Consider the following 22,037-nt stretch of genomic DNA (forward strand, 5'->3'; position numbering starts at 1 on the left):
TAAGCATTAGAAGGAGGTGTATTCTTTGAATGGCAAGATGGTATTCAAGCCAGTAAATGATATTGTTATGACAGTTCTTATGTTGTTCGGAATGGCTTACTACATTACTTGAAATATGGCCCATGAAGTAATTAGAGTTATGGTATTTATTCCATTTATCTTCCATAACTTTTTAAATAGACGTTGGTATCAAGCACTCCTTAGAGGAAACTACAATGTAAGGCGCATTCTACAAATAGCTATCAATCTACTTTTTCTTGTAACAATGTTTTTAATGATGATAAGTGCTGTGTTAATTTCCAATCACTTATTTGCCTTTATTCCCACAAATAACGACATGATTCTGCGTCAAATACATGTTCAGACAGCTTATTGGGGATTTATCATCATGGCAATTCATGTAGGGTTTTCCTGGGAGATTGTTCTTCATTCAGTACGGAGGATGATCGGAATCACCGGTATAAGCCGTACTCGCACTCTTGCATTGCGTATTTTGGTAGTATTAATTGTTGTCTATGGGGTACACTTTTCCTTCGAGGGAGAAATGGGTTCTAAGCTATTCATTTACAACCCATTTGGTTGGTTCAGTGATGATTCCACTATAAGGTTTTTAATTGAACACCTATCCATCATGGGAATCTATATTTGTGGGACACATTATACTTTGAAATTTATTCAAAAGCAGGAAAAACGAGCAAAAGATACAATCAAATTCAGCCTTAAAAATGAAGGATATCAATTAATTTTTGGAACTGTTGTTAACGGTGTAGGTTCAACAAGTGCTTTTACAATCTTCTCGATTTTTTTCATGCAAATGAGGTGTAATGGTGGATAAAGGATTTAAGTTCATACTTTTGTTAATATTAGGATTTTCAATGTTTCTTACAGGTTGCGGAAGTAGTAGCAATGGGAGTGAAAATAAAAATGGTGATGCTCCTCCAAATAAAAATTCAAGTGGTGAGAAAATATTCAGAGTCGATGAGCAGGATAAACTGAATAGTAATGATTCATCAATTGATAATGGAGGTTTAGTTAATATGAAAATGTTAAAGTTAAATTAACCTTTAATAACGAGGAAGTAATCGTAAATATGTATGATAATTCAGCAAGTAGAGATTTTTTAGCTCAATTGCCCTTAACGGTTACATTAGAAGATTATATAGGAAAAGAAAAAATTAGCATTTTACAAAAAAAATTATCGGTAGATAGAGTGAGCTCCAAAAACCAACCCTAAAAAGGGGATTTTGCTTATTTTTCTCCTTGGGGAAATATCGCTATTTTTTATAAAGGTTTAGCCGATCCCACAAATGATCTTATTATACTGGGTGAAATTGAATCTGGAAAAGAAAACTTTGAAAATATTCAGGGGGATTTTACAGTTCATATTGAAAAAGTCAATTAAAGAAAGAGGAACTTCTTTGCTAAAACAAAATAACTTACTCATTTTTATATTAACATTAGGAGTCTTCGGTATTTTAAATACTGAAATGGGTGTTATTGGGATATTACCCGATATTGCTGAACATTTTCATATAAGTATTTCAAAAGCTGGATGGCTGGTGAGTATTTTTGCCCTAGTTGTTGCAGTATCTGGACCAACAATGCTTATACTATTTTCAGGGATAAACCGGAAGAAGGTCATGTTACTTGTATTAGGCGTGTTCATACTTGGGAACATCGTTTCTATATTTACAACAAACTTTATTACTCTATTAATAGCTCGTATTATTCGAGCCTTCTTTCATCCGATATATTGTTCTATGGCATTTTCAGTAGCAGCTGCTTCAGTAAATAAAGAAGAATCTCCAAGGGCTGTTGCTAAAGTATTTATAGGAGTATCAGCTGGTATGGTAATCGGTGTACCAGTCTCAAGCTATATAGCTAGTGCAGTTTCATTACAGATGGCAATGGCATTCTTTGCTGTTGTGAATGCTATAGCATTCATTGCAACTATTCTATTTGTACCTTCTACTTCGGTGAATAGACTTTCTTACGAATCTCAATTATCGGTATTAAAAAAATCAATTACTTGGCTTTCTATTGTGACTGTCATTTTATTAAATTCTGCCGTATTTGGAGTTTATAGTTATCTTGCTGATTATTTAAAAACAGTTACGAATATGTCTACGAATACTATAAGTTTAATGTTATTCATTTACGGTGTAGTCAATATTATTGGGAATATTGTGGCAGGGAAACTACTAACTAAAAATGCAAACAAGTCTGTTTTATCTTATCCTTTTGTATTGGGAGCAGTTTATATCCTATTATTTTTTACAGGTCAGTTTACCGTACCTATGGCGATCATTACTCTTATTTGGGGGACATTGGCTGGTATTGGAGGGAATATCACTCAGTATTGGATTTTATCTGCAGCATCCGAGGCACCGGATTTCGCTAATGGATTATTTTTAACATCGGCAAACTTAGGTACAACAATTGGTGCAGCTGTAGGCGGGTTATTTATTTCAGAAATGGGAACTCCATACGTTGTATTAGTAGGCTTATTATCGTTGCTGTTAAGTGTGATATTCATTTTCTTAAGAAACTACATGTATAGATCTATAAAATAACTATCAACATAAGGTGTGTCCCTATTTTAAAAATAAATGGATGATATGAATGTCGCAGAACAATCAAGTCGCACTTATCGCCGTTGGGAATCGAGGAATTGGATATGAGCTGGTAAAACAATTGGCATTGAAGGGTTTTAATGTGATCTTGACTGGTCGGAATTCAGAGTAGTGTAATGAAGCTGTTCAAAAACTAAAGGAATCAAATCTGGGTGTTTCATTTGTGGTGATGGATGTTAAAAATCAAGGGAGCATCAGTCAAGTTGCACTTACAGTAAATGAACAGTATGGTAGATTAGACGTATTGATTAATAATGCAGGTTTGTATTTGGATAAGAATGAAAAGTTAACGAAGATGAACCCTTCCATTCTGGAAAAAACAATGGCAACCAACTTCTTTGGGACTTACCATGTCATCCGTTCCTTTATCCCTTTTACGGAAAAACAAGGGTATGGGAGAATCATTAATGTTTCCTCAGAATATGGGGCGATGAGCGAAATGCCTTACCCAGGAGTAGGAACTTACAAGTTGTCTAAGTTCGTACTGAATGGATTGACAGAATTAGTAGCAGCAGAATTCAAGGCTGATCTCAAAATAAATGCTGTCGATCCCGGATGGGTTAGTACAAATATGGGTGGACCATCAGCTCCAATAACACCAGAGCAAGTCGCTGAGTCAATCCTTTGTTTTGCGACGATTGGACCAGATGGACCTAACGGAGAATTCTTCAGAGATGGTAAACAAATCGAATGGTAACTATCTTATGAGCAATCATATTTTTAAGAATCGAAAGATGAAAACCGATTTTGCAATTTGATATTGTTTAAAATTGTATTAAAGAAAAAAGCCGAACTTCCTTTTTATTACTAGGATAATCGGCTTTTTTGTACTAGAGAAGGATTATACTTCAACTAAACTTACCCATTAATTTAAGCGAAACCTTCACAAAGTCCTCTGAAACAGAAGTATGTTTATTGCGTAGTAATCGTCTACTACGTAATTGGTGATACTCCACAATCGGGCCTTAATGGAATAAGGAATAACTAACTTGTTCACTCTGACAGCTTTCTATATAATGAAGCCCTAGATACATTTGTAAATTCACAGATTTGATTTACAGTCATATTTCCTTCTTTATATAGCTTTACTGCATAATTCATCCCTGCGTGATTTTTATGGTACTTTTTTATCCGACCTTTAAACTTTCCTTCTTTTTTAGCTAGATTGATACCTTCGCGCTGTCTCATACGAATAAGGTCCCTTTCTAGTTGATTAACTCCAGCCATGACGATAATTAGAAATTTGCTATATGGATTATCCTTTGATAAATCTAGCCAAGTATCCTTCAAAGATTTCAAATTTGCTTTCTTCCTTCGTATGTGAGTCTAAGCGTGCAAGTGACAGCTTTCCTTTTTCAAGAGAAACTCTATCCATCTTGTTGGAATTGGAAGCTAACCACTTTAACCTTTCATTAAGGCTGCCGGTTCTCTCCGTTATATAATCCTCGAGTGAAAAACTAACTGATAATCTAGTATTCTCCCTCGTTTGAATCCATGTATCTTCAGAAAACAAATAATCCTCAGTAGCTCATATAACAGGTTTTCATGAACAATTCACTCATGCTTCCAATAATCGAAAACCAGATAAGGAAGAAACAATCATTATCATGGCTACCCTTTTAAGAATGGGAATGTCGAATGGTTGGTCTGGCAGAGGGTGGAAATATTCTTTTTCTTTAGCCCACATATCGGCAACTGTTTCTTTCGAGCGAGAAACTTTTTTGTGTTCAGCCTTATTTAAACACCATTCTCGTAGGTAATTATTCAATTCATTTAATGATTGAACTTCTGGTTCTGGTACTAGGGCATACCGTCTTACATACCTTACTGATCCTTTCCCACGTCCCTTTTCATTCCCTGATCGGACATTACTGAACTCAGCTTTAAATAGATAGTGATTTGTAAGGCAATAAAGGACTCTTGTTCTAGCCAATCTCTCCCGTGAATAATTTTTATTACGGCTGATTTCAAGTTATCAAAGAGACCTTCAGTTGGTACACCTCCAAAGAATTCAAACGCATGGACAAATCCGTCTAAGATAGCTTCTTTTTTTCATGAAGGTATGCTCTCACAAATCGTACTCGACTTGCTGAAAGCTTAATACAAAAGAGGTAAATGCGCTGTTTTCGAACCTGTGGAATGATATCTGCCTCACCCCCAGTCGAATTGGAGTTGTTGGTCCAGTTGGTCAAGAGGGATGAAGACTTCTTTCATCTTATTCCTGCGTTTCGCTACGAGTTTGCGTAGGTTTGATTCAGATCCTTTAAAGTTATACTCATCTAATCTTTGATAAATACGTGCAGCTGTATGATTTTGTTTTCCCCAACGTTTAAGATTATCTTCAAGCCATTGGTCGATGATTAGGGTAATTCGCTCTGTTTCATCAGAGTAATTTTTGGTATTTCCGTAGTATTTTGCCGGTGAACAGTAGTAGGCATTTCATTAGTTTTAAGGTATTTGCTTACAGTATTTCTTGAAATACCCAATTTTTTGCTATTTCCCTTTGTGATAGTCCTTCTACCCCATGTAAGAATTTGATATTATAAAAATGAGCCATATTGATCATCCTTATTGCCTCTCTTCGTTGATAGTTTGGTCACTTTTAATCATAAGAGAGGTTATTATATTTGGAAATCTTGTGTCTCATTTTTTATGTGATCGAACCGATTAAAAGTGGCTATTATCAAATACAATAGTGTGGGTTAAGATTTCCACATCTGTTATTAACTTCAATAAATAAGCTAAAGGAATTTACGAAGATACGTTAAAAATAGCAAAATAAATCAAAAAAAGTTACGGTATAAACGATACAATCAAACCAATCAAGGAGGAGAACGATGGCCATCAATTATTTTTCCAAGATTAACCTTTCGATTGACTTCATTGAATCACATATTCATGATGAGATTCGTTTAGAGGACATTTCGAATCATGTTTCCTTATCCCCTTTCGACTTTCATCGTGTCTTTCACTCCGTTTTAGGGGAAACCATCACCGAATACATTAAGAAACGCCGCTTATCGTTTGCAGCAGAAGACCTTTACCATTCAACGAAACGCATCATCGATATCGCATTGGATTATGGGTATGAATCACAGGAGGCCTTTACCAGAGCCTTCAAGCAAATGTTTGGCGTGACTCCAGGAGCCTTTCGAAAGAGAAAGGAACAGTACAAACTATTATACGAATTAACGAAGCGAAAACCATTCAATGAAGAAAAAATTATTTATGTAGGAGGGGTTCATCAAATGGAACCTACATTCATTCATAAAGAAGCCTATCATATTGTTGGTTTACAAATTCATAGCTCAAAAGCAAAAGAAATTCCAATGCTATGGGATCAACTGGACCAAGTGCATCATAACATCCAACATAAAGTCTCGGAAACAATCTTTTTGGGGGTCATGGAACCTACGGGTGTCAACGTCGAATTCAACTATATTGCTGGATTAGAAGTGTCAGAACTGAAAGATGTCCCTGAAGGAATGGTCGGGAAAACCTTTCCGGCTAACGATTACGTTGTCTTTACGCATAAAGGGACAACCGAATCCTTACAGGACACTTATCAATACATTTATGGAACGTGGTTTCCGAAGAATGGATATGACAGAGGGAATGGACCTGAATTCGAGTTATACGATGATGACCGCTTCTTTGGACCTATGAATCCTAAATCTGAAATTGATATTTATGTTCCTATTATAAGATAGGCTTTACAATTGGAAGGTGATGTTCGTGGAGTATCTTAAAAAAATCCAAACAGCCATTGATTTTATTGAGGACAATCTTCATAACGAATTGACATTAAATGAGATAGCCTATAAAGTACATTTCTCCATGCATCACTTTCACCGAATATTTCACTCTTTTGTTGGAGAGTCCCTAACGGAATATATCAGACGACGAAGGTTAACAAAAGCTGCACATTTTTTGCGAAACACCCAATCTCGCATTTTAGATATTGCGTTTGTTTCGGGATTCAACTCCCAAGAGGCATTTACGAGAGCTTTTCAAAATATGTTCGATATGACACCTGGACAATATCGTAATCAAAAACAGAGACTACTATTGAAAGAAAAACCAAGAATCACTTTGTCGATGTTAAAACAGTTGGAAGGAGGATTACAGATGCATACTAGAATCGTCGAAAGGGATGCGATGACTGTCATAGGATTACCTTGTTTAACAACATTGAAAGAAAACAAAATCCCTCAATTATGGGATAAATTTAACCAACGCAAACAGGAAATTAAACAAAGAGTTGATCAGCATATTGTAATGGGGATTAGTGAGTTTAGCTCCAATCCATACGATAATCCTTTTACTTACCTGGCTTGTGTACCTGTTAAAGAAGTTCTTGATATACCCCGAAGGGATGGTTACCAAAACAATCCCTAGCATGAAGTATGTAGTCGCAACACATAAAGGGAGATTAGACACACTTGGGGACACCTTTGATTACATCTATGCGATTTGGTTACCTAAATCCGACTATGAGTTAGCCGAAGCTCACGACTTTGAAATATATGATGAGTGCTTTTTAGGGCCAGATCATGAGCAATCTGAAGTAGATGTGTATATTCCAATTATAAGGAAAAGTGAATAGTCGAAAGGAGATCAAACATGGTCTATCATTCACAAGTGTACTTTTCACCTATAAACGAGTGTTTGACCAGTCTCAATTTATACTTAACCAAACCTTGGCATCAGAAAATGCATCTTGGTGCAAATTGGTATGAAAAGACGAAACGAGATCTATCACCAGACGTTGCGGAAACGTTAGACAAGAAGAAAATGGGTATTTACAACCCGATCAATCTGTTATGTTGGCTTGGAAATGAGAATGGTATTCACACGCCTGAAACCTTTGTGTCGTGGATACGTGAACTTACCATAGAGGACATAAAAGAGGTGTTGTATCCATATGTAGACTTTTTTCCGAAAACAATGGAAACAACAGTAATCAAATCAATTCGCATGATAGAGGTGTGGAATGAACAATATTTCTCTCATATGAACAAAGAAATCGTAACAAACCTAGAAAAATTTGCGGTAAAACATAATCAAGAATTATTATCGAACGATCCCAAGACCTTTATCGAAGAAAAGACGAATGGTATTGTGTTTGAGGAAACCGATGAACGGGATACGGTGGTGTTGATTCCTCAATATCATTGCCAACCAGCTACAATTTACTATTGTTTTCAAAGGGTTACGCTAGTCTATTATCCAGCAAATCTACCAATTCCGAATCACGAAAATCAAAGGGATTTCACTGTGAACGAAACGGCTGCACAAGTGATCGACATCCTCCAAGAAAGCCAAGAACCGGTCAACTTTGTTCGAATCATGAAGCAGATAGGTATCGACAAGGTGAAAATGTTTGACATCGCTTCTCAACTACGTGTCCAAGGGAAGGTTCGGATGCACGTCTATACGGAACGCTCTTTTGCATTAAGCATAAAGGAGTTCTCCCATGTATGAAGATAGTGTCTTTCAACAATTTCGTTATTGGCGGGATAGAACTTTAAATAGTATAAGTAACATTGATCCAGAATTCATTGACATTGTGCCGGTTGGGTTTAACAACAATATACGATGGAATCTTGGTCATGTATTAGTGACTTGGGATGAGGGAATCTACCATTCGTTATCCATGAAAAGAATGTTGCCTAAAGACTATGATTCTTTCTTTAAACGAGGAACTAAACCTTTGGATTGGGAGACGCAACCTCCATCCTTTAACGAAATTAGAGAAAGACTGGAAAGCCAAACAGAGCAAATAATTAACGCTTGTCGTGGCAAACTGGATCTCCCTCTAAAATTTGACTTTTTAGGGATGAAAACTATTGGTGAAATGTTTCTGTTTCTTATAACACATGAATCTATGCATGTGGGTGTTTTAACTTCTATTTACAAATCAATGAGGATGATTTTTTAAGTAAATTTACAGTTAAAAACAAGTCCCCAACGTTTAAGGTTGGGGATTTTTAGAAGTACAATTCATTTATAATACTCTTTCCATTCTTGAATACATATCTTGTCTCAATATACTTTATTCACAGAGATGTTAGTCAATATGATTGGATTATTAGGTTGAACCTTATTCAAGTATGAATTTACCTAATGTTTAGCCATTTTATTATCCTGCGCAGCAAGATAATCTTGCTATATCTTTACTAAAGGTATGTGCAGCTAATTTTAAACCTTCCGCCATTGTTAAATTTGGTGCCAGACTATCTTTTAAATCCTCCACAGTTAAACCAAACTTAACTGCTAATGTTGCTGCGTAAATCACCTCACCTGCATTTTCAGATACAAGTTGAACTCCAAGGATTTTTAATGTTTTAGCATCAGCAACTACCTTAAATACACCTGCAGTTTCTCGGTTTACTATCGCTCTTGGAACGGCATCTAAAGGCAATACAGAAGTTTTTACATCATAACCTTTTTGTTTTGCTTGTTCCTCTGTTAAACCAACCGATGCAATCGATGGATTAGTAAAAGTTACGCCAGGAACAACGGATAAATCTAATTTTTTATTTAATCCTCCAATCGCATTATCAGCAACTATTGCACCTTCATACGCTGCAACATAGACAAATTGAGGCCTAAAGTCACATCTCCTGCTGCATAAATCTTTTCATTACTTGTCCTCGCATAATCATTTATCAGTATTTCTTTTCGTTTTCCCACTTCAACTCCTGCTGCACTTAAATTTTAAAAATCTGTATTTGGTTTTCTTCCTGTTACAACAAGCAACTGCTCTGATTCCACCACTTTTTTCTTACCATCTACTGTTACATAAACCTTTTTTATCTCTCCATCTTGTTCTACACGCTCAAAAGTTGCACCTTTGACAAGGTTAATACCTTGTTCCATTAACGCTTTTTCTATTGCTTCTGAAATTTCGGGATCATATTCTTTTAAAAGTCGCTCACTTCTTTGCATAAGCGTAACTTCTGAACCTAAATGATGAAACAATTGCCCAAGTTCCATTCCGATATATCCCGAACCAATAACCGTTAATCGTTTTGGTACATTTTTTAATTCAAGTAACGTTGTACTTGTTAGATAATCTACTTCTCCAAGTCCTGAAATCGGCGGTAAAGAAGGCGAAGCACCCGTTGCAATTAAAAAACGCTTTGCAGAAAATTTCTCTCCATTGACTTCAACTGTATTTTTATCAACAAATTTTGCTTCACCTTCAATTAAATCAAAACCATATTCATTAATTAGGTCAACATATTTTTTATTCCGAAGCTCACTCACTAATTCATTTTTCTGCTTGACTAAACGTGCTAATACCACATCCCCAGCAGATGTTTGTAAACCCTTAAACGAATTAACTTTTGCTAAATGATTGATTTCCCCAGCACGAAGAAGTGTTTTTGACGGAACACAACCAATGTTTACGCATGTTCCCCCAACGGTTCCACGCTCAATCATGGCTACTTTTGCCCCGTATTCAATCGCTTTAATCGCAGCAGAAAAAGCAGCCCCACCAGAACCAATGATAAGAAAGTCATAATCACCCCCATTACCTAAGAACACATTTTCTTGTAAGGATACTTCTTCTATTTTTCCAGGTTGATACTTTGCTTCATTAATTGCCTTTTTTGCACTTTTAATGGCTATATGACAAGGTAATTCAAATACTGCTTCTCCACGGCGGAAACTCACATTAATGTATTTAGCTCCTATCTTTTCAAGTGCAACCGTTACATGCTCTTCACACCCTGTACAAGTCATTCCCTCAATGTTTATCCGATATTTTCTCATGCTTTATCCTATCCTCCTTTATCTCCTAACCCAGATTTTAATATCTGTTTTTACACCACCATAAGAAACCTTTAGTCCCCTCTGTTCCTTTGTTACTTGTGGTTTGTACCTCTTTTTCATTGCTACACGCAAAAAAATTGCAAACCCTCAAGTAAACCTATTAAACCAAGAGGAATTAAAACTATAGGTCCTAAAGCCACAGCCTGCGATCACAAAACGAGTCAATAGCTTTTCTAATTGTACAAACTTCTATTTTATAATCTTCCCCCTAATCCCTTAAACTACAACAATCATCCTTTTGGAGTTCCAAAGACATTTTTCTCCATCCTATATGAAGTCAAAACATAAATAATAAAGCAAAAGCACAGAAAACAATGGTTTTAAATTCAGATAAAAATATACCAAATCTCTGTTCCGGCTACCAGTGGAACCACTAAAACTAAATGACACTGGCAAGTAAATTTTGCTACTAAAAACCACCTGTACTTTCTATACGATTTTTCATGTTTCCTCCTTAGTCCTCGATCAGAGTTTCAATTATGGGGCACGTATGTAATTGTTTTTCATCTGGACATCGTTGTTTTAAATCTTTTAACATGGTTTCAATTCGCTTTAAATCCTCTATTTTCTTTTGAACTTCCTCTTCTTTTTTAGATACAAATTCAAACATATCCTCGCAGCGAACCTCATCTTTATCTACAATTTCAAGTAATTTATAAATTTCACTTAAAGAAAATCAAAGTTCTTGCATCCGTCTAATAAAATTCATACGTTTAACATCATCATCTGAATATTCTCGGTAACCAGCATTCGTGTGGGAAAGTTCTAGTAATAAGTTTTTCTGTTCGTAATATCTAATTGTTTCTTTATTCACACCACATTTTTCTGCAAATTCACTGACACTATAACTCACATGATTCACCTCATAAACGTATAAACCGTGTACCATAGTACACGGTCAAGTATATTATTATTTTTATGTTGAACTATCTTGCATCGTTAGAATTCCTGTAGATAGATAATTTTCAACTTTGAAAAAAACAGGGCTCCTCAGTAAGATATGAGTATAGACACCACTCTAACTCAAAACCTTAAGGAGGAGCCCTTATATGAAGTTTAAAATGCAAGTCAAACAAAATCAACTAATAGAGAGAATTTCAGATAAACACCTTGTAGTCGGTGTAGATATCGCCCAAGAATTACATGTAGCTAGAGCTGTGAATTTTCGTGGGATAGTAATCGGAGATCCTCTTACATTTGAAAATAATGAAAATGGTTTTGCTAGATTCCTACAATGGGTTAGTCAGTTAAAAACCTTAAAAGGATTTCATTCTACAATAGTTGGAATGGAACCTACAGGACATTACTGGATTAACCTATCTAAATGGCTTTATGATCAAAATATTGAAGCAGTTATGGTTAACCCCATCTGGTAAAAAAGAATAAGGAAAACCAGGATAATAACAATCCAAAAGTGATAAAAAAGATGCTCTTGTTATCGCTGATATGGTCAAGAATGGTTACTATTCCTTTATTCACCCTACTTCAGAGGCCTTTGAAAAACTTAGAGTGTTAAGGTCTAACCGTGATATGACGGTTAAAAGACTAGTTAGCACTGTCAATCAAATTAATCGAGGGGTGGATGTTGTATTTCCTGAACTTCGGCAGGTATTCATAGATGTTAAAGGGAAAGGTGCAATAGCTACACTACGCTTATTCCCTACACCAAATGAACTTCGTTCTATGAAAGCATCGGATATCATTTGTGGATGGAAAACTCTAATAAAAAGACAACCTGGGTTAAAAAAAGCACAACAATTAATTGAATTAGCTAAGCATTCAGTCGGAACACGCCAAGCACTTGATGCTTATAAACTACACCTTGAATAATTAATTGAAGAGTTTGATCTTGCAACAGCTCAACTTGAAGGAGTGGAAAAGGAAGTTACTGACTGCCTTAAACAAATTCCTTTCGCGAGAAAGTTACTTGCCATCAAAGGGATAAGCGAAATTGCCCTTGCAGGCATTTTAGGTGAGTTGGAGATCTTAGTGGATTTGCACACAGTAATTCTTTATTGCGTCATGCGGGGTTACAACTTGCAGAGGCTAGTTCAGGAAAATGGAAAGGGCAAATTGTACTTTCTAAACGCGGGAGATCTCGTTTGCGGCGCTTCTTGTACTTAGCGACTATGAGTCTAGTCATGAACAACCCTGACTTTAAAGAACTGCACGCAAACAATGTTAAAGTCAAAAAGATGAAAAAAATGAAATCTATTATGAAATTAATTCATAAACTCGCAAGAGTTTTAGTTGGAATGGCACGTAAAAATGAATCTTATCGCCCCAACAAAGTAAAACCAGTAGATCTAATGCTGCATAACTTAAACAAGTAAACATCTTTTAAGTAACAACAACAGAACAAATAAAAAATAATATTTTTCGAATATTGCCTTATTCGTAGGATCTCAAAGAAGTACGAAGTACCGGATTTATTGTGCAAAAGGGCACTGACCCGTTCCGTTAGAAAGACCGGCCTCTACCACACTCGGATAGGTATGACGAAGGAATGAAAGGGCATTTGACCCGTTAAGACGTGGGATCGAAAACCTCCAGGGGTGGCGTGGAGAATACGTACAGTATGCGGAAAATAATGGAGTTATCTTTACCTCCATTATTTAAGTACGCCTTCATGTAGCCAAAATACTAATAACTTATTCAATCAATCCTTTTTTTCTTTCAAGTGATTTGAAATCCTGCGAATAAGTGAGTATTTGAGAAAAAATCGTATCTAACTGAGGGAGCTCAATAACTTCAACAAAAAATGCGATAATCCTTCTTGGATCAACCGGGAGAAAAAAGGAGTTACCCCAACTTTGTGTACGTGTACGGATTTTCTTTTTTTGTTTATAATAGATTTAATTCTTCATAAAAATTGTATTATACACGATCTGTAAACAAAGAAAAAGACCTTCAAATTAAAGGTCCTATGGAAGCGAATATATGATAAATCTAAAACAATGAAAAGATTGACAATACCGCCACTGTTCCAATCACAACCACAATCACATTTACTCCGGCGAATGCAATTGCAAATGCGGAAATCGCGCCGACGACACCAAACCAAAGCTCCTCTTGAATAAAAAAGATGGCCGGAAAAATGAGCGCACCTAAAGTGGCATATGGTACATTTTTTAATACCCCTTGAATAAATGAAGGCAGCTCTTTTCCGCGAATCAGGACAAAAGGAAGCATTCTCGGTATGTATGTTACAATCCCCATACCAACAATCATCCAAAAAATTGGGCTAGTCATGCTGAACAACACCTCGATTTCTGATCCATTCAACCCATTCTATTAAAATAGCTGAAGCTAAAGTCGAAGCTACAATTGCCCAGCCAGATGACATCACATCCGCCATCGTTAACACCGTATTAAACACTGCGGCCACTAAAGCCAGAAAAATTACCTTTCTATTCCCTTTCAATGAAGGGACTAATAGTCCAATAAACATCGCATACAAAGCAACCGACATACTGTCCTGTAAAAATTGAGGCATTAGCGAGCCGCCGATATATCCGATACCGGAACTGATGACCCAACTGGCGTAGGCAATAATCGTTAAGCCGTACATAAATTCAGTCGTTAATTTTTCTTTCGTAATCGATGCTACAGAAAACGTTTCGTCAGTGATCCCAAATGCATAAATAGCTTTTTTAAAGACGGAATCTTTCTCTACTTTTTCATTTAAGGAAGTAGATAAAAGCAGGTGCCTGATATTAACGATAAAGGTAGTCAAAACAATTTCTGCCATGCCAATTCCTTCTTCAATCAGACTCAAAGACATATACTGGGCCGCCCCAGCATATACAAACAGGCTCATAAAAACCGTTTCATTTAAAGTTAGTCCTGTTGTTTTTGCTATCAGACCAAAAGCAACTGCGATGGGAAAATAGCCGATCGCAATACTGGTCCCCGCTTTTAACCCCTGCTTGAAATGTGATGAAGCTGTTATTTCCGCTTTATCGTAAACACTTTCCTCCATATTCTGTCCTCCCATCTTGGCTATCTGTATGATACTCTTAATCTATGTTTATCTTTTTTAAAATATTGTAATATATTATACAAATGTACGTTAAAACATACAATCCAAGGGAGAAAAAATATGGAAGATATTCAAAGAAAAATTGGGGAAAAAGTGAAGTCGCTGCGAAAGCTAAGAAGGCTCAGCCTGGATCAGGCCGCGATTCGAACAGGGGTATCCAAAGCCATGCTTGGCCAAATTGAAAGAGGAGAATCAAGCCCGACGGTCACCACTTTATGGAAAATTGCAACAGGCTTCCAAGTATCCTTTTCTTCCCTGCTTCAAGAGGAAGAATCCAACATATCCATTGTCAATAAAGACTCAATAACCCCGATTCTAGAAAATCACGATAAATACCGGGTTTATTCGATCTTTCCCTTTGATGCTCGAAAAAAGTTTGAAGTATTTTTAATTGATTTACTGCCGGGCTGCCATCACATTTCAGAACCTCATCCTGAGGGAGTTGAGGAATATATTACCGTGATGAATGGAACTCTGACGATCGAATTCGGGGGGAAGGAGCATGAGATTCGCAGAGGCGAATCGATTCGATTTTTGCCTAACCAAACTCACACATATCAAAATAAAGGCTCTGAGATTGTACAATGTCATATGATTATATATTATCCCTAAGAGAATTGAGAGCAATTTGAACACTGTAAGAGCGAGAACAAAATTTTGAGCATAGAAACCAAAGTTTGACCGATAGAACTACGATTTTGACCGATAGAACCGGATTTTGACCCGTAGAAACCAAAGTTTGACCGATAGTACCGGATTTTGACCCGTAGAAATCAATTTTGACCGATAGTACCGGATTTTGACCCGTAGAAACCAAAGTTTGACCGATAGTACCGGATTTTGACCCATAGAAATCAATTTTGACCGATAGAACCGGATTTTGACCCATAGAAATCAATTTTGACCGATAGAACCGGATTTTGACCCATAGAAATCAATTTTGACCGATAGAACTACGAATTTGACCGATAGAATCCCATTTTTGACCCGTAGACACCCCGATTTGACTGATAGAATAGAATTTTGACTCATAGAAACCAAGTTTGACCGATAGAACGGGATTTTGACCCGTAGAAATCAATTTTGACCGATAGAAATCAATTTTGACCGATTGAATCCCATTTTTGACCCGTAGACACCCCGATTTGACTCATAGAATAGAATTTTGACTTATAGAAACCAAGTTTGACCGATTGAATCCCATTTTTGACCCGTAGACACCCCGATTTGACTGATAGAATAGAATTTTGACCCATAGAACAGGATTCTGACCGGTAAAAACCAATTTTGACCGATAGAACAACATTTTAAGCCGTACTACCAATTTTGACTTCTAATACACCCTTTTATCGAAAACTTATCCACAAGTCGAGAATTGTATAATTTCCCTACGACAAAAAAGCTGGAGAAATATCTCCAGCTTCACCCTTTTTTTATTTAGATTCAACTGCTATTTCCTTTAACGATCTTCTTAAAATTTTTCCTGTGGCGTTTTTCGGGAGTTCGTCTAAAAATTCAACGTAACTAGGAAGCTTGTATTTGGCTAAATGCAAAGAGCAATACTCAATCACATCATCTGCCGTTAAATGAGGATTATTGGAAACAACAAAGCTTTTCACAGCTTCACCATGGGTTGAATCCGGTACTCCTACAACAGCAGCCTCCACAATATCAGGATGATTATATAATACTTCTTCTACTTCACGAGGATAGACATTATATCCGCCGACAATAATCATATCCTTTTTCCGGTCAACAATATAGAAATATCCTTCTTCGTCCATTCTCGCCAGGTCACCTGTGTAAAGCCAGCCTTCTTTTATGGTAGCTTCAGTTTCTTCCGGCATTTTGTAATATCCCTTCATTACGTTAGGGCCTTTTACAATTAATTCCCCGACCTGACCTATGGGTACTTCCTCGCTATTTGGATCTACTACTTTATTTTCTACATTGATGATGGATGTTCCGATTGAACCGGGCTTTCGCGGACGATCTAACGGATTAAAAGCAGTTACGGGAGAGGCTTCAGAAAGTCCATATCCTTCCGAAACTGCCACCTTAAATTTCTTTTCAAAATTTTTAAGCAGGGCTACCGGCATGGAAGCTCCCCCAGAAACACATAGTCTAAGAGACTTCAGATCATCTGGGTTCCCTTCTGGGTATTGGTACAAGAAATTGTACATCGTTGGGACACCAGCGAAAACAGTTGGATTCATGGTTTTTCCTAAATCAAAAATTTCTTTCGGACTAAACCGCGGTACAATTAGAAGAGTAGCCCCTTTCATTAATGGAGCATTCAAGGCAACGGTTAAGCAAAAGACGTGAAACATCGGTAATGCGGTGATGATCCGGTCTTCTTCATTAAATTTTAAATACTCTCCGATGTCATGAGCATTACTAAATAAATTTTTGTGAGTCAGCATCGCACCTTTAGGCTTGCCTGTCGTACCCGATGTATAAAGGATGACAGCCGTATCATCCTCATCTGCGTCGCTTGGCTGGAATGATAAATCCCCGCTCTCGAGCACATTTGTAAACGTTTGCAATTTTGGACGGATTGATAATTCTTCGATACGTAAACTAGTTTCCCCTTCCTGCTTTGGCGTTTCACATAGAATATAAGATTCAATTTTTGGAAGAGATGGGTGCGCTTTTTCCAATACAGGCAAAGCAAGATCGAGTGCAATTAACGCTTTCACATCCCCATTGTCAAGCATATATCCCAGTTCTGACGGAGTGTAAAGCGGATTTAAAGGAACAACTGTTGCTCCTGCTCTTAATGCGCCATATAAGCCAATGATAAAGTATGGCGAATTTCCCAAGAGCAGGCCCACATGGTCGCCTTTGTCAATCCCAAGCTTTTGCAAGCCGCTTGCAAACTTGGTGACAGCCCCATCTAATTCTGCGTAAGATTTGCTTTCCCCAGCAAAATAGTACGCTGGCTTAGTCGGAGTCCGAGCTGCTGTTTCTCTAAGCTTTTCCGTGATATTCATAAATTCCCTCCCCTGTAATGAATGAGTATTCATTCAATATCCAAATCTTATTATATTTTAAAAATTACAAAAAAACAATAGAATCAAAGATAGCTATAGGCCGGCAGGTAATCCATATGCCGGCCTTATCATGTATTCTAATTATTAAATTGCGGAAGGTAATCTTTATGAGCTTCTAGCATTTCATCTAATATTTGTTTGGCAATCGTATCAGACGGTACAAGCGGATTGATGGTCATCGCTAATAAAGCGGTATGGTAATCTCCTGTTACTGCAGCTTCTGCAGCCACTCTTTCAAAGGACTTAATTTGCTGAACAAGTCCTCGTACTGAAACAGGAAGGTCACCTATCGCGATTGGTTTTGGACCATCCTTCGTAATTACACAGTTTACTTCTACCGCTGAATCATATGGAATACTGGCAATTGCGCCCAAGTTTTTCGTATTGACCGGCTGGATATCTCCTTTATTGGTATACATGGAATGGATCAGACTGCAGGCTGCATCGCTATAGTAAGCTCCTCCTCTTTTTTCTAATTGCGGAGGCTTTATGTTTAAATGAGGATCTTTGTAAAGCTCAAACAAATCCTCTTCCAGCTGTTTCACAACCTCTGCCCTTGTTCCGGCTGTCTCAGCTGCCTTCAGTTCCTCCTCAAGCATTTTACTAGTTTGATAGTAATAGCGATGGTACGGACAAGGCAGAATTTTTAAAGCCTTAATAAAATCAGGCTCCCAGCCAAGATTGACAATGTTTTTCATCGATACACTATTGGTTGGATTGGTTAACTCCTCTAGCACCTGGTCTGTTATTTCTGTCCCGTCCAGATATACACGGAGGCCATAAACCATATGATTCAACCCAGCAAAATCAATTTGGACTCTGCTTGCTTCGACCCCTAAAACTTTTGCAATTCCCATCCTCATTCCAATGGGAACATTGCATAATCCTACTACTTTTTGATGGCTGGAATATCTTAATACGGCTTCAGTTACCATTCCTGCAGGGTTCGTAAAATTGATAAGCCAGGCATCCGGACAAAGCTCCTGAATTTCTTCTGCGATTTCTAAAATGACTGGGATCGTTCGTAACCCCTTAAAGAGCCCGCCTGGCCCATTTGTTTCTTGGCCAATTACGCCATATTTCAAAGGAATCTTCTCATCTTTAATACGGGCATCTAATAGCCCCACCCGCAATTGCGTTGTGACGAAATCAGCTCCCTCAAGTGCTTTTCTTCGGTCCAGGGTTAAATGAATCTCCATCGGAACGCCAGCTTTTTGAACCATCCGCTTCGAGAGTTCCCCAACAACCTGTAATTTATGCTCTCCCTCTTTAATATCAACAAGCCATAGCTCTCTAATTGGAAGCTCGTCATAACGCTTAATAAATCCTTCTATTAATTCCGGAGTGTAGCTTGAACCTCCGCCGATGGTTGCAATTTTTAATCCCTGCTTGCTCATGAAGAGCTCACCTCCCCAAGATGTTTCCAAAGATGCAATACTTCCTCACACAATTCCTTTACCGTAATGGCATTCATCAAATGGTCCTGAGCATGGATAAAAAGCAATGAAATCGAAACTTTTTCACCTTTCGCTTCATTTGTTAATAATCCCGTTTGAATATGATGAGCTTCAATCAGCTCCTGATTGGCTTCCTCTAATTTTTGCTCGGCCGCATTCCATTTTTTTTCTTTTGCAAGGGAGAGTGCCTCCATCGCCAAGCTTCTTCCGTTACCACTATGCAAGATTAGCTGAAAAGCAGCTTGTTCTTGTGATTCCATTCGTTCACCCCTTGATACCCCCATAGTGAGTTAGCTCTATTTTTCTTTTTTCTAATTCCTGCTTTAAAGTTGAATCAGTCAGGACTTGTAACTCTTGTAATCTCTGAACATTATAGCTGCTCCCTATTTTTACAGCCTCATCTACATAGCCCGGATGCGTCATAAGTTCCGCAGTTTCAAACCCGCTGATGGTCTCCAGTAATTGAATAAAATGATCACGAGTCGCCGTCTCCCCATAGAATGTGTGGGCTAAAAAATCCGTCGTGAGGATAGCTGCGTTCTTGAGTTCCTCCGAATTTGGCTTTGTCAGTCTTATCGGAAGGGAATATTTCTGCGCAATCTCAATTACGGCCGGCAATACCTTCTTATGGGCATGAACATGATGATGGCTATCAATATGAGTAGGCAAGCCGCCTTGCTCTACAAATCTGGTAAACTGGGCGTTCAGCTCTTTCCGAATTTCTTTTGAATCGGCCGCATCGAGATATTCTTTGCCTTTTCGGAAGTATCCTTCTTCATTCATTAAACTCGTAACATCTGTACAAAGAGGCTTTCCGCAGGTCAATACGAAATGAATGCCCACCCCAAGAGATGGATTAGCTTCTTTTAACGCAAATGCATGCCCCGCTCCCGGCATATTAACCATAAGGGTGGCTGATGTAACCACCCCATGGTAAAATGCTTCCATGATTCCATGATTAACTCCTTCTGAATAGCCGAAATCATCGGCATTGACAATAAGCTTCATCGTTTATGCCCCTTGCTCTTCTTTTAACTTTTGACGATCCCAGATACGGAAGAATGGATAATAAATGGCCATCGCGACAAGGAAGTTGACAAGCTGTAATATTGCCCCTGATATTTTCCCTCCAGTTGCTAAATACCCGCTGAATAGTACTGGTGTTGTCCATGGTACACTGACTCCGCTCGGCTTAGCCGCTAATCCGGTCGCCATTGCGAAGTAAGAAATCAGTACAATTGCAAGAGGAGCCAATATAAATGGAATAATGAGGAGCGGATTCATGACAATCGGCATCCCAAATGTAATCGGCTCATTAATATTAAAGATTCCCGGTCCTATTGAAAGTCTGCCCAAGCTTTTCATCTGCTGACTTCTTGCAAAAAGGAGCATCATAATGACAAGTCCTAGTGTTGCACCTGACCCCCCGATATAGATCCATAGGTCGAAAAATTGCTGAGTAATGACATTCGGCAGTTCCCCATCCGGATTATTCTGGTAGGCAAGCCGGTTCTCGTCCATGAGAGAAAGCCAGATTGGTCCCATTACTCCCCCGACTATGGCAGCTCCATGCAAACCGCAGGACCACAATAACTGAATAAACAATACCGCTACCATTGCCCCAAGTAAGCTGGAGCCCAACGCACTTAATGGAGCACTTAATATATCACTTACAATATTGTGAACGCTTTCAAATGAGGTCAATTCAATTAAGAGTCTCAGGATCCACATCACTGCCACAACAATGAAACCAGGGATTAAGGCTACAAATGACTTGGCAACAGCTGGGGGAACGCCATCTGGAAGCTTTATCACAATATTTCTTTGAATAACGTACCTGTAGATTTCAGTGCCCAATACAGCCATAATCATCGCAACAAAAAGTCCTTGACTTCCCATTAATGTTACAGGAATTGCACCGCCGACCATCACTGCTTCAGTTGCGCCTTCTGCCAGGAACGGAACTTTATAAGGTGTGACGAGCAGAAAAGAGGAAAGCGAAATGGCCCCAGCAGACAACGCATCGACATTATACTTTTCCGCTAAACGATACGCGACACCAAAGCTAACGATTAATGCCATAATGTCAAAGGTCGCACCTACAGGATAAAGAAGCTTTTCCCTCCAAGCATCACCAAATGTATTGGCCATAAATTCGTCATAGCCCTCAATCGGAACAAAGCCTAAAATGAGGAATAGGGAACCAATAATTAATAACGGCATGGCTAAAATTAACCCGTCACGGATTGCCTGAAGATGTCTCTGTTCTGCAATTCGTCCCGCTGCCGGCATCACGTACTTGTCTAAAAATGAAATGAACCGATTCATGTTCATCACCCTCAATTTTTATTCAAAAGCGATAAAGCAAAATGTAAAACCCCTTCTCCATTGACACGCCCATAATCTGCCGGATTAATAACATCAACTGGAATACCCCTTTGTTCCCCCTCTTTTTTAAAATGAGCCAGCTTGTATCTCACTTGCGGCCCAAGTAAAACAACATCTGCTTTGTCTAAATGATCCTTTGCTTCTCCTGCAGACACTGCCCAAATATTGGCTTTTACTTCCTTATCTTTTGCAGCGTTTTGCATTTTCGTTACAAGTAAACTGGTCGACATCCCTGCTGCACAAATGAGTAAAATATTCATATCTAGTCCCTCCTTCACCCTTTTGTCCTATATGTATTGTCGAGTAAGCGTTTTCATGATAGATATGCATGTCGTTTTGCAAATTTTTATGAAAAGTTTTAAACGATAAGGAAATATCTGTTTAATGAGTTGATTCTTGGTTTAATCTTGCTGTATAGAGGCTTGCACTAAAGGTCCTGCCTGTTTATGGGCCGGTCTGCATTGTTTATGGGCCGGGCTGCACTGTTTATGGGACGGCACGCATTGTTTATGGGACGGTCTGCACTGTTTATGGGCCGGGCTGCACTGTTTATGGGCCGGTCCTCACTGTTTATGGGCGGGCTGCACTGTTTATGGGCGGGTCCGCATTGTTTATGGGCGGT

18 protein-coding genes and 7 pseudogenes are annotated in these 22,037 nt (G+C 38.1%); 12 read left to right on the top strand and 13 right to left on the bottom strand.

What is annotated here, in order from left to right:
- The first annotated feature begins 139 nt into the window (after window positions 1-139).
- The 5 genes and pseudogenes from MLE14_RS00370 to MLE14_RS00390 all read left to right on the top strand — a co-directional run.
- Window positions 140-835, top strand: coding sequence for a DUF4405 domain-containing protein (locus tag MLE14_RS00370; protein ID WP_243296261.1), 696 nt, complete (start codon window positions 140-142; stop codon window positions 833-835).
- Complete coding sequence (locus MLE14_RS00375) at window positions 828-1,061, top strand: hypothetical protein (RefSeq protein WP_243296262.1); 234 nt, start codon at window positions 828-830, stop codon at window positions 1,059-1,061. Before MLE14_RS00370 ends, MLE14_RS00375 begins: the two co-directional genes overlap by 8 nt.
- 29 nt (window positions 1,062-1,090) lie before the next feature.
- A pseudogene (locus MLE14_RS00380) lies at window positions 1,091-1,402 on the top strand (cyclophilin-like fold protein).
- Between the two features lie 16 nt (window positions 1,403-1,418).
- On the top strand, window positions 1,419-2,573 hold the full coding sequence (locus MLE14_RS00385) for an MFS transporter (RefSeq protein ID WP_243296362.1): 1,155 nt from the start codon (window positions 1,419-1,421) through the stop codon (window positions 2,571-2,573).
- A gap of 187 nt (window positions 2,574-2,760) precedes the next feature.
- Window positions 2,761-3,330: pseudogene (locus MLE14_RS00390) on the top strand (SDR family NAD(P)-dependent oxidoreductase); the annotation flags it as partial.
- A 296-nt stretch (window positions 3,331-3,626) separates the two neighbouring features.
- On the opposite strand, the pseudogene MLE14_RS00395 reads toward MLE14_RS00390, so the two are convergent.
- The 3 genes and pseudogenes from MLE14_RS00395 to MLE14_RS00405 all read right to left on the bottom strand — a co-directional run.
- Window positions 3,627-3,956: pseudogene (locus MLE14_RS00395) on the bottom strand (helix-turn-helix domain-containing protein); the annotation flags it as partial.
- A pseudogene (locus MLE14_RS00400) lies at window positions 3,934-4,155 on the bottom strand (hypothetical protein); the annotation flags it as partial. The pseudogenes MLE14_RS00395 and MLE14_RS00400, both read right to left, overlap by 23 nt.
- A gap of 36 nt (window positions 4,156-4,191) precedes the next feature.
- Complete coding sequence (locus MLE14_RS00405) at window positions 4,192-4,566, bottom strand: hypothetical protein (RefSeq protein ID WP_243296263.1); 375 nt, start codon at window positions 4,564-4,566, stop codon at window positions 4,192-4,194.
- A 904-nt stretch (window positions 4,567-5,470) separates the two neighbouring features.
- Between MLE14_RS00405 and MLE14_RS00410 the strand changes: the two genes are divergently transcribed.
- Genes MLE14_RS00410 through MLE14_RS00425 form a run of 5 tightly spaced genes read left to right on the top strand, consistent with a single transcriptional unit; the run spans window position 5,471 to window position 8,574 of the window.
- On the top strand, window positions 5,471-6,343 hold the full coding sequence (locus MLE14_RS00410) for an AraC family transcriptional regulator (RefSeq protein ID WP_243296264.1): 873 nt from the start codon (window positions 5,471-5,473) through the stop codon (window positions 6,341-6,343).
- Window positions 6,344-6,368: 25 nt separating this feature from the next.
- Entirely contained in the window at window positions 6,369-7,031 is a 663-nt protein-coding gene (locus MLE14_RS00415) for an AraC family transcriptional regulator (protein WP_313897719.1), read from the top strand.
- 1 nt (window position 7,032) lies between these two features.
- Window positions 7,033-7,239 (top strand): GyrI-like domain-containing protein, encoded by a 207-nt coding sequence (locus MLE14_RS22350; RefSeq protein WP_390627901.1) that lies wholly within the window; start codon window positions 7,033-7,035, stop codon window positions 7,237-7,239.
- A 17-nt stretch (window positions 7,240-7,256) separates the two neighbouring features.
- Window positions 7,257-8,117, top strand: a complete 861-nt coding sequence (locus tag MLE14_RS00420) for a hypothetical protein (RefSeq protein WP_243296265.1) — start codon at window positions 7,257-7,259, stop codon at window positions 8,115-8,117.
- Entirely contained in the window at window positions 8,110-8,574 is a 465-nt protein-coding gene (locus MLE14_RS00425; RefSeq protein ID WP_243296266.1) for a DinB family protein, read from the top strand. Before MLE14_RS00420 ends, MLE14_RS00425 begins: the two co-directional genes overlap by 8 nt.
- Before the next feature lie 201 nt (window positions 8,575-8,775).
- On the opposite strand, the pseudogene merA reads toward MLE14_RS00425, so the two are convergent.
- Both merA and merR read right to left on the bottom strand, forming a co-directional pair.
- Window positions 8,776-10,415: pseudogene (merA, locus tag MLE14_RS00430) on the bottom strand (mercury(II) reductase).
- A 514-nt stretch (window positions 10,416-10,929) separates the two neighbouring features.
- A pseudogene (merR, locus tag MLE14_RS00435) lies at window positions 10,930-11,328 on the bottom strand (Hg(II)-responsive transcriptional regulator).
- Between the two features lie 196 nt (window positions 11,329-11,524).
- On the opposite strand from merR, the pseudogene MLE14_RS22355 reads away from it, so the two are divergent.
- Window positions 11,525-12,808 (top strand): annotated as a pseudogene (locus MLE14_RS22355) (IS110 family transposase).
- 616 nt (window positions 12,809-13,424) lie between these two features.
- On the opposite strand, the gene MLE14_RS00450 reads toward MLE14_RS22355, so the two are convergent.
- Window positions 13,425-13,727 (bottom strand): AzlD domain-containing protein, encoded by a 303-nt coding sequence (locus tag MLE14_RS00450; RefSeq protein ID WP_243296268.1) that lies wholly within the window; start codon window positions 13,725-13,727, stop codon window positions 13,425-13,427.
- Window positions 13,720-14,457, bottom strand: coding sequence for an AzlC family ABC transporter permease (locus MLE14_RS00455; RefSeq protein WP_243296269.1), 738 nt, complete (start codon window positions 14,455-14,457; stop codon window positions 13,720-13,722). Before MLE14_RS00455 ends, MLE14_RS00450 begins: the two co-directional genes overlap by 8 nt.
- A gap of 120 nt (window positions 14,458-14,577) precedes the next feature.
- Between MLE14_RS00455 and MLE14_RS00460 the strand changes: the two genes are divergently transcribed.
- Window positions 14,578-15,129, top strand: a complete 552-nt coding sequence (locus MLE14_RS00460; protein ID WP_243296270.1) for a helix-turn-helix domain-containing protein — start codon at window positions 14,578-14,580, stop codon at window positions 15,127-15,129.
- A gap of 821 nt (window positions 15,130-15,950) precedes the next feature.
- Here the strand turns inward: MLE14_RS00460 and MLE14_RS00465 are convergent.
- The 6 genes from MLE14_RS00465 to MLE14_RS00490 form a co-directional block, all read right to left on the bottom strand.
- Window positions 15,951-17,510: a fatty acid--CoA ligase family protein gene (locus MLE14_RS00465; RefSeq protein WP_243296271.1), complete on the bottom strand. Its 1,560-nt coding sequence runs from the start codon at window positions 17,508-17,510 to the stop codon at window positions 15,951-15,953.
- Window positions 17,511-17,647: 137 nt separating this feature from the next.
- The gene (locus MLE14_RS00470) at window positions 17,648-18,967 is read right to left on the bottom strand and encodes a 6-phospho-beta-glucosidase (RefSeq protein ID WP_243296272.1); all 1,320 of its coding nucleotides are present in this window, start codon (window positions 18,965-18,967) and stop codon (window positions 17,648-17,650) included.
- Window positions 18,964-19,287: a PTS lactose/cellobiose transporter subunit IIA gene (locus MLE14_RS00475; protein ID WP_243296273.1), complete on the bottom strand. Its 324-nt coding sequence runs from the start codon at window positions 19,285-19,287 to the stop codon at window positions 18,964-18,966. Before MLE14_RS00475 ends, MLE14_RS00470 begins: the two co-directional genes overlap by 4 nt.
- Before the next feature lie 4 nt (window positions 19,288-19,291).
- Window positions 19,292-20,035, bottom strand: coding sequence for a chitin disaccharide deacetylase (gene chbG, locus MLE14_RS00480; protein ID WP_243296274.1), 744 nt, complete (start codon window positions 20,033-20,035; stop codon window positions 19,292-19,294).
- Between the two features lie 3 nt (window positions 20,036-20,038).
- Window positions 20,039-21,355: a PTS cellobiose transporter subunit IIC gene (gene celB, locus MLE14_RS00485; RefSeq protein WP_243296275.1), complete on the bottom strand. Its 1,317-nt coding sequence runs from the start codon at window positions 21,353-21,355 to the stop codon at window positions 20,039-20,041.
- Between the two features lie 11 nt (window positions 21,356-21,366).
- On the bottom strand, window positions 21,367-21,675 hold the full coding sequence (locus tag MLE14_RS00490; protein WP_243296276.1) for a PTS sugar transporter subunit IIB: 309 nt from the start codon (window positions 21,673-21,675) through the stop codon (window positions 21,367-21,369).
- Window positions 21,676-22,037: the final 362 nt, after the last annotated feature.

The organism is Bacillus litorisediminis, from assembly GCF_022808645.1.
GTDB lineage: Bacteria > Bacillota > Bacilli > Bacillales > JC228 > Bacillus_BF > Bacillus_BF litorisediminis.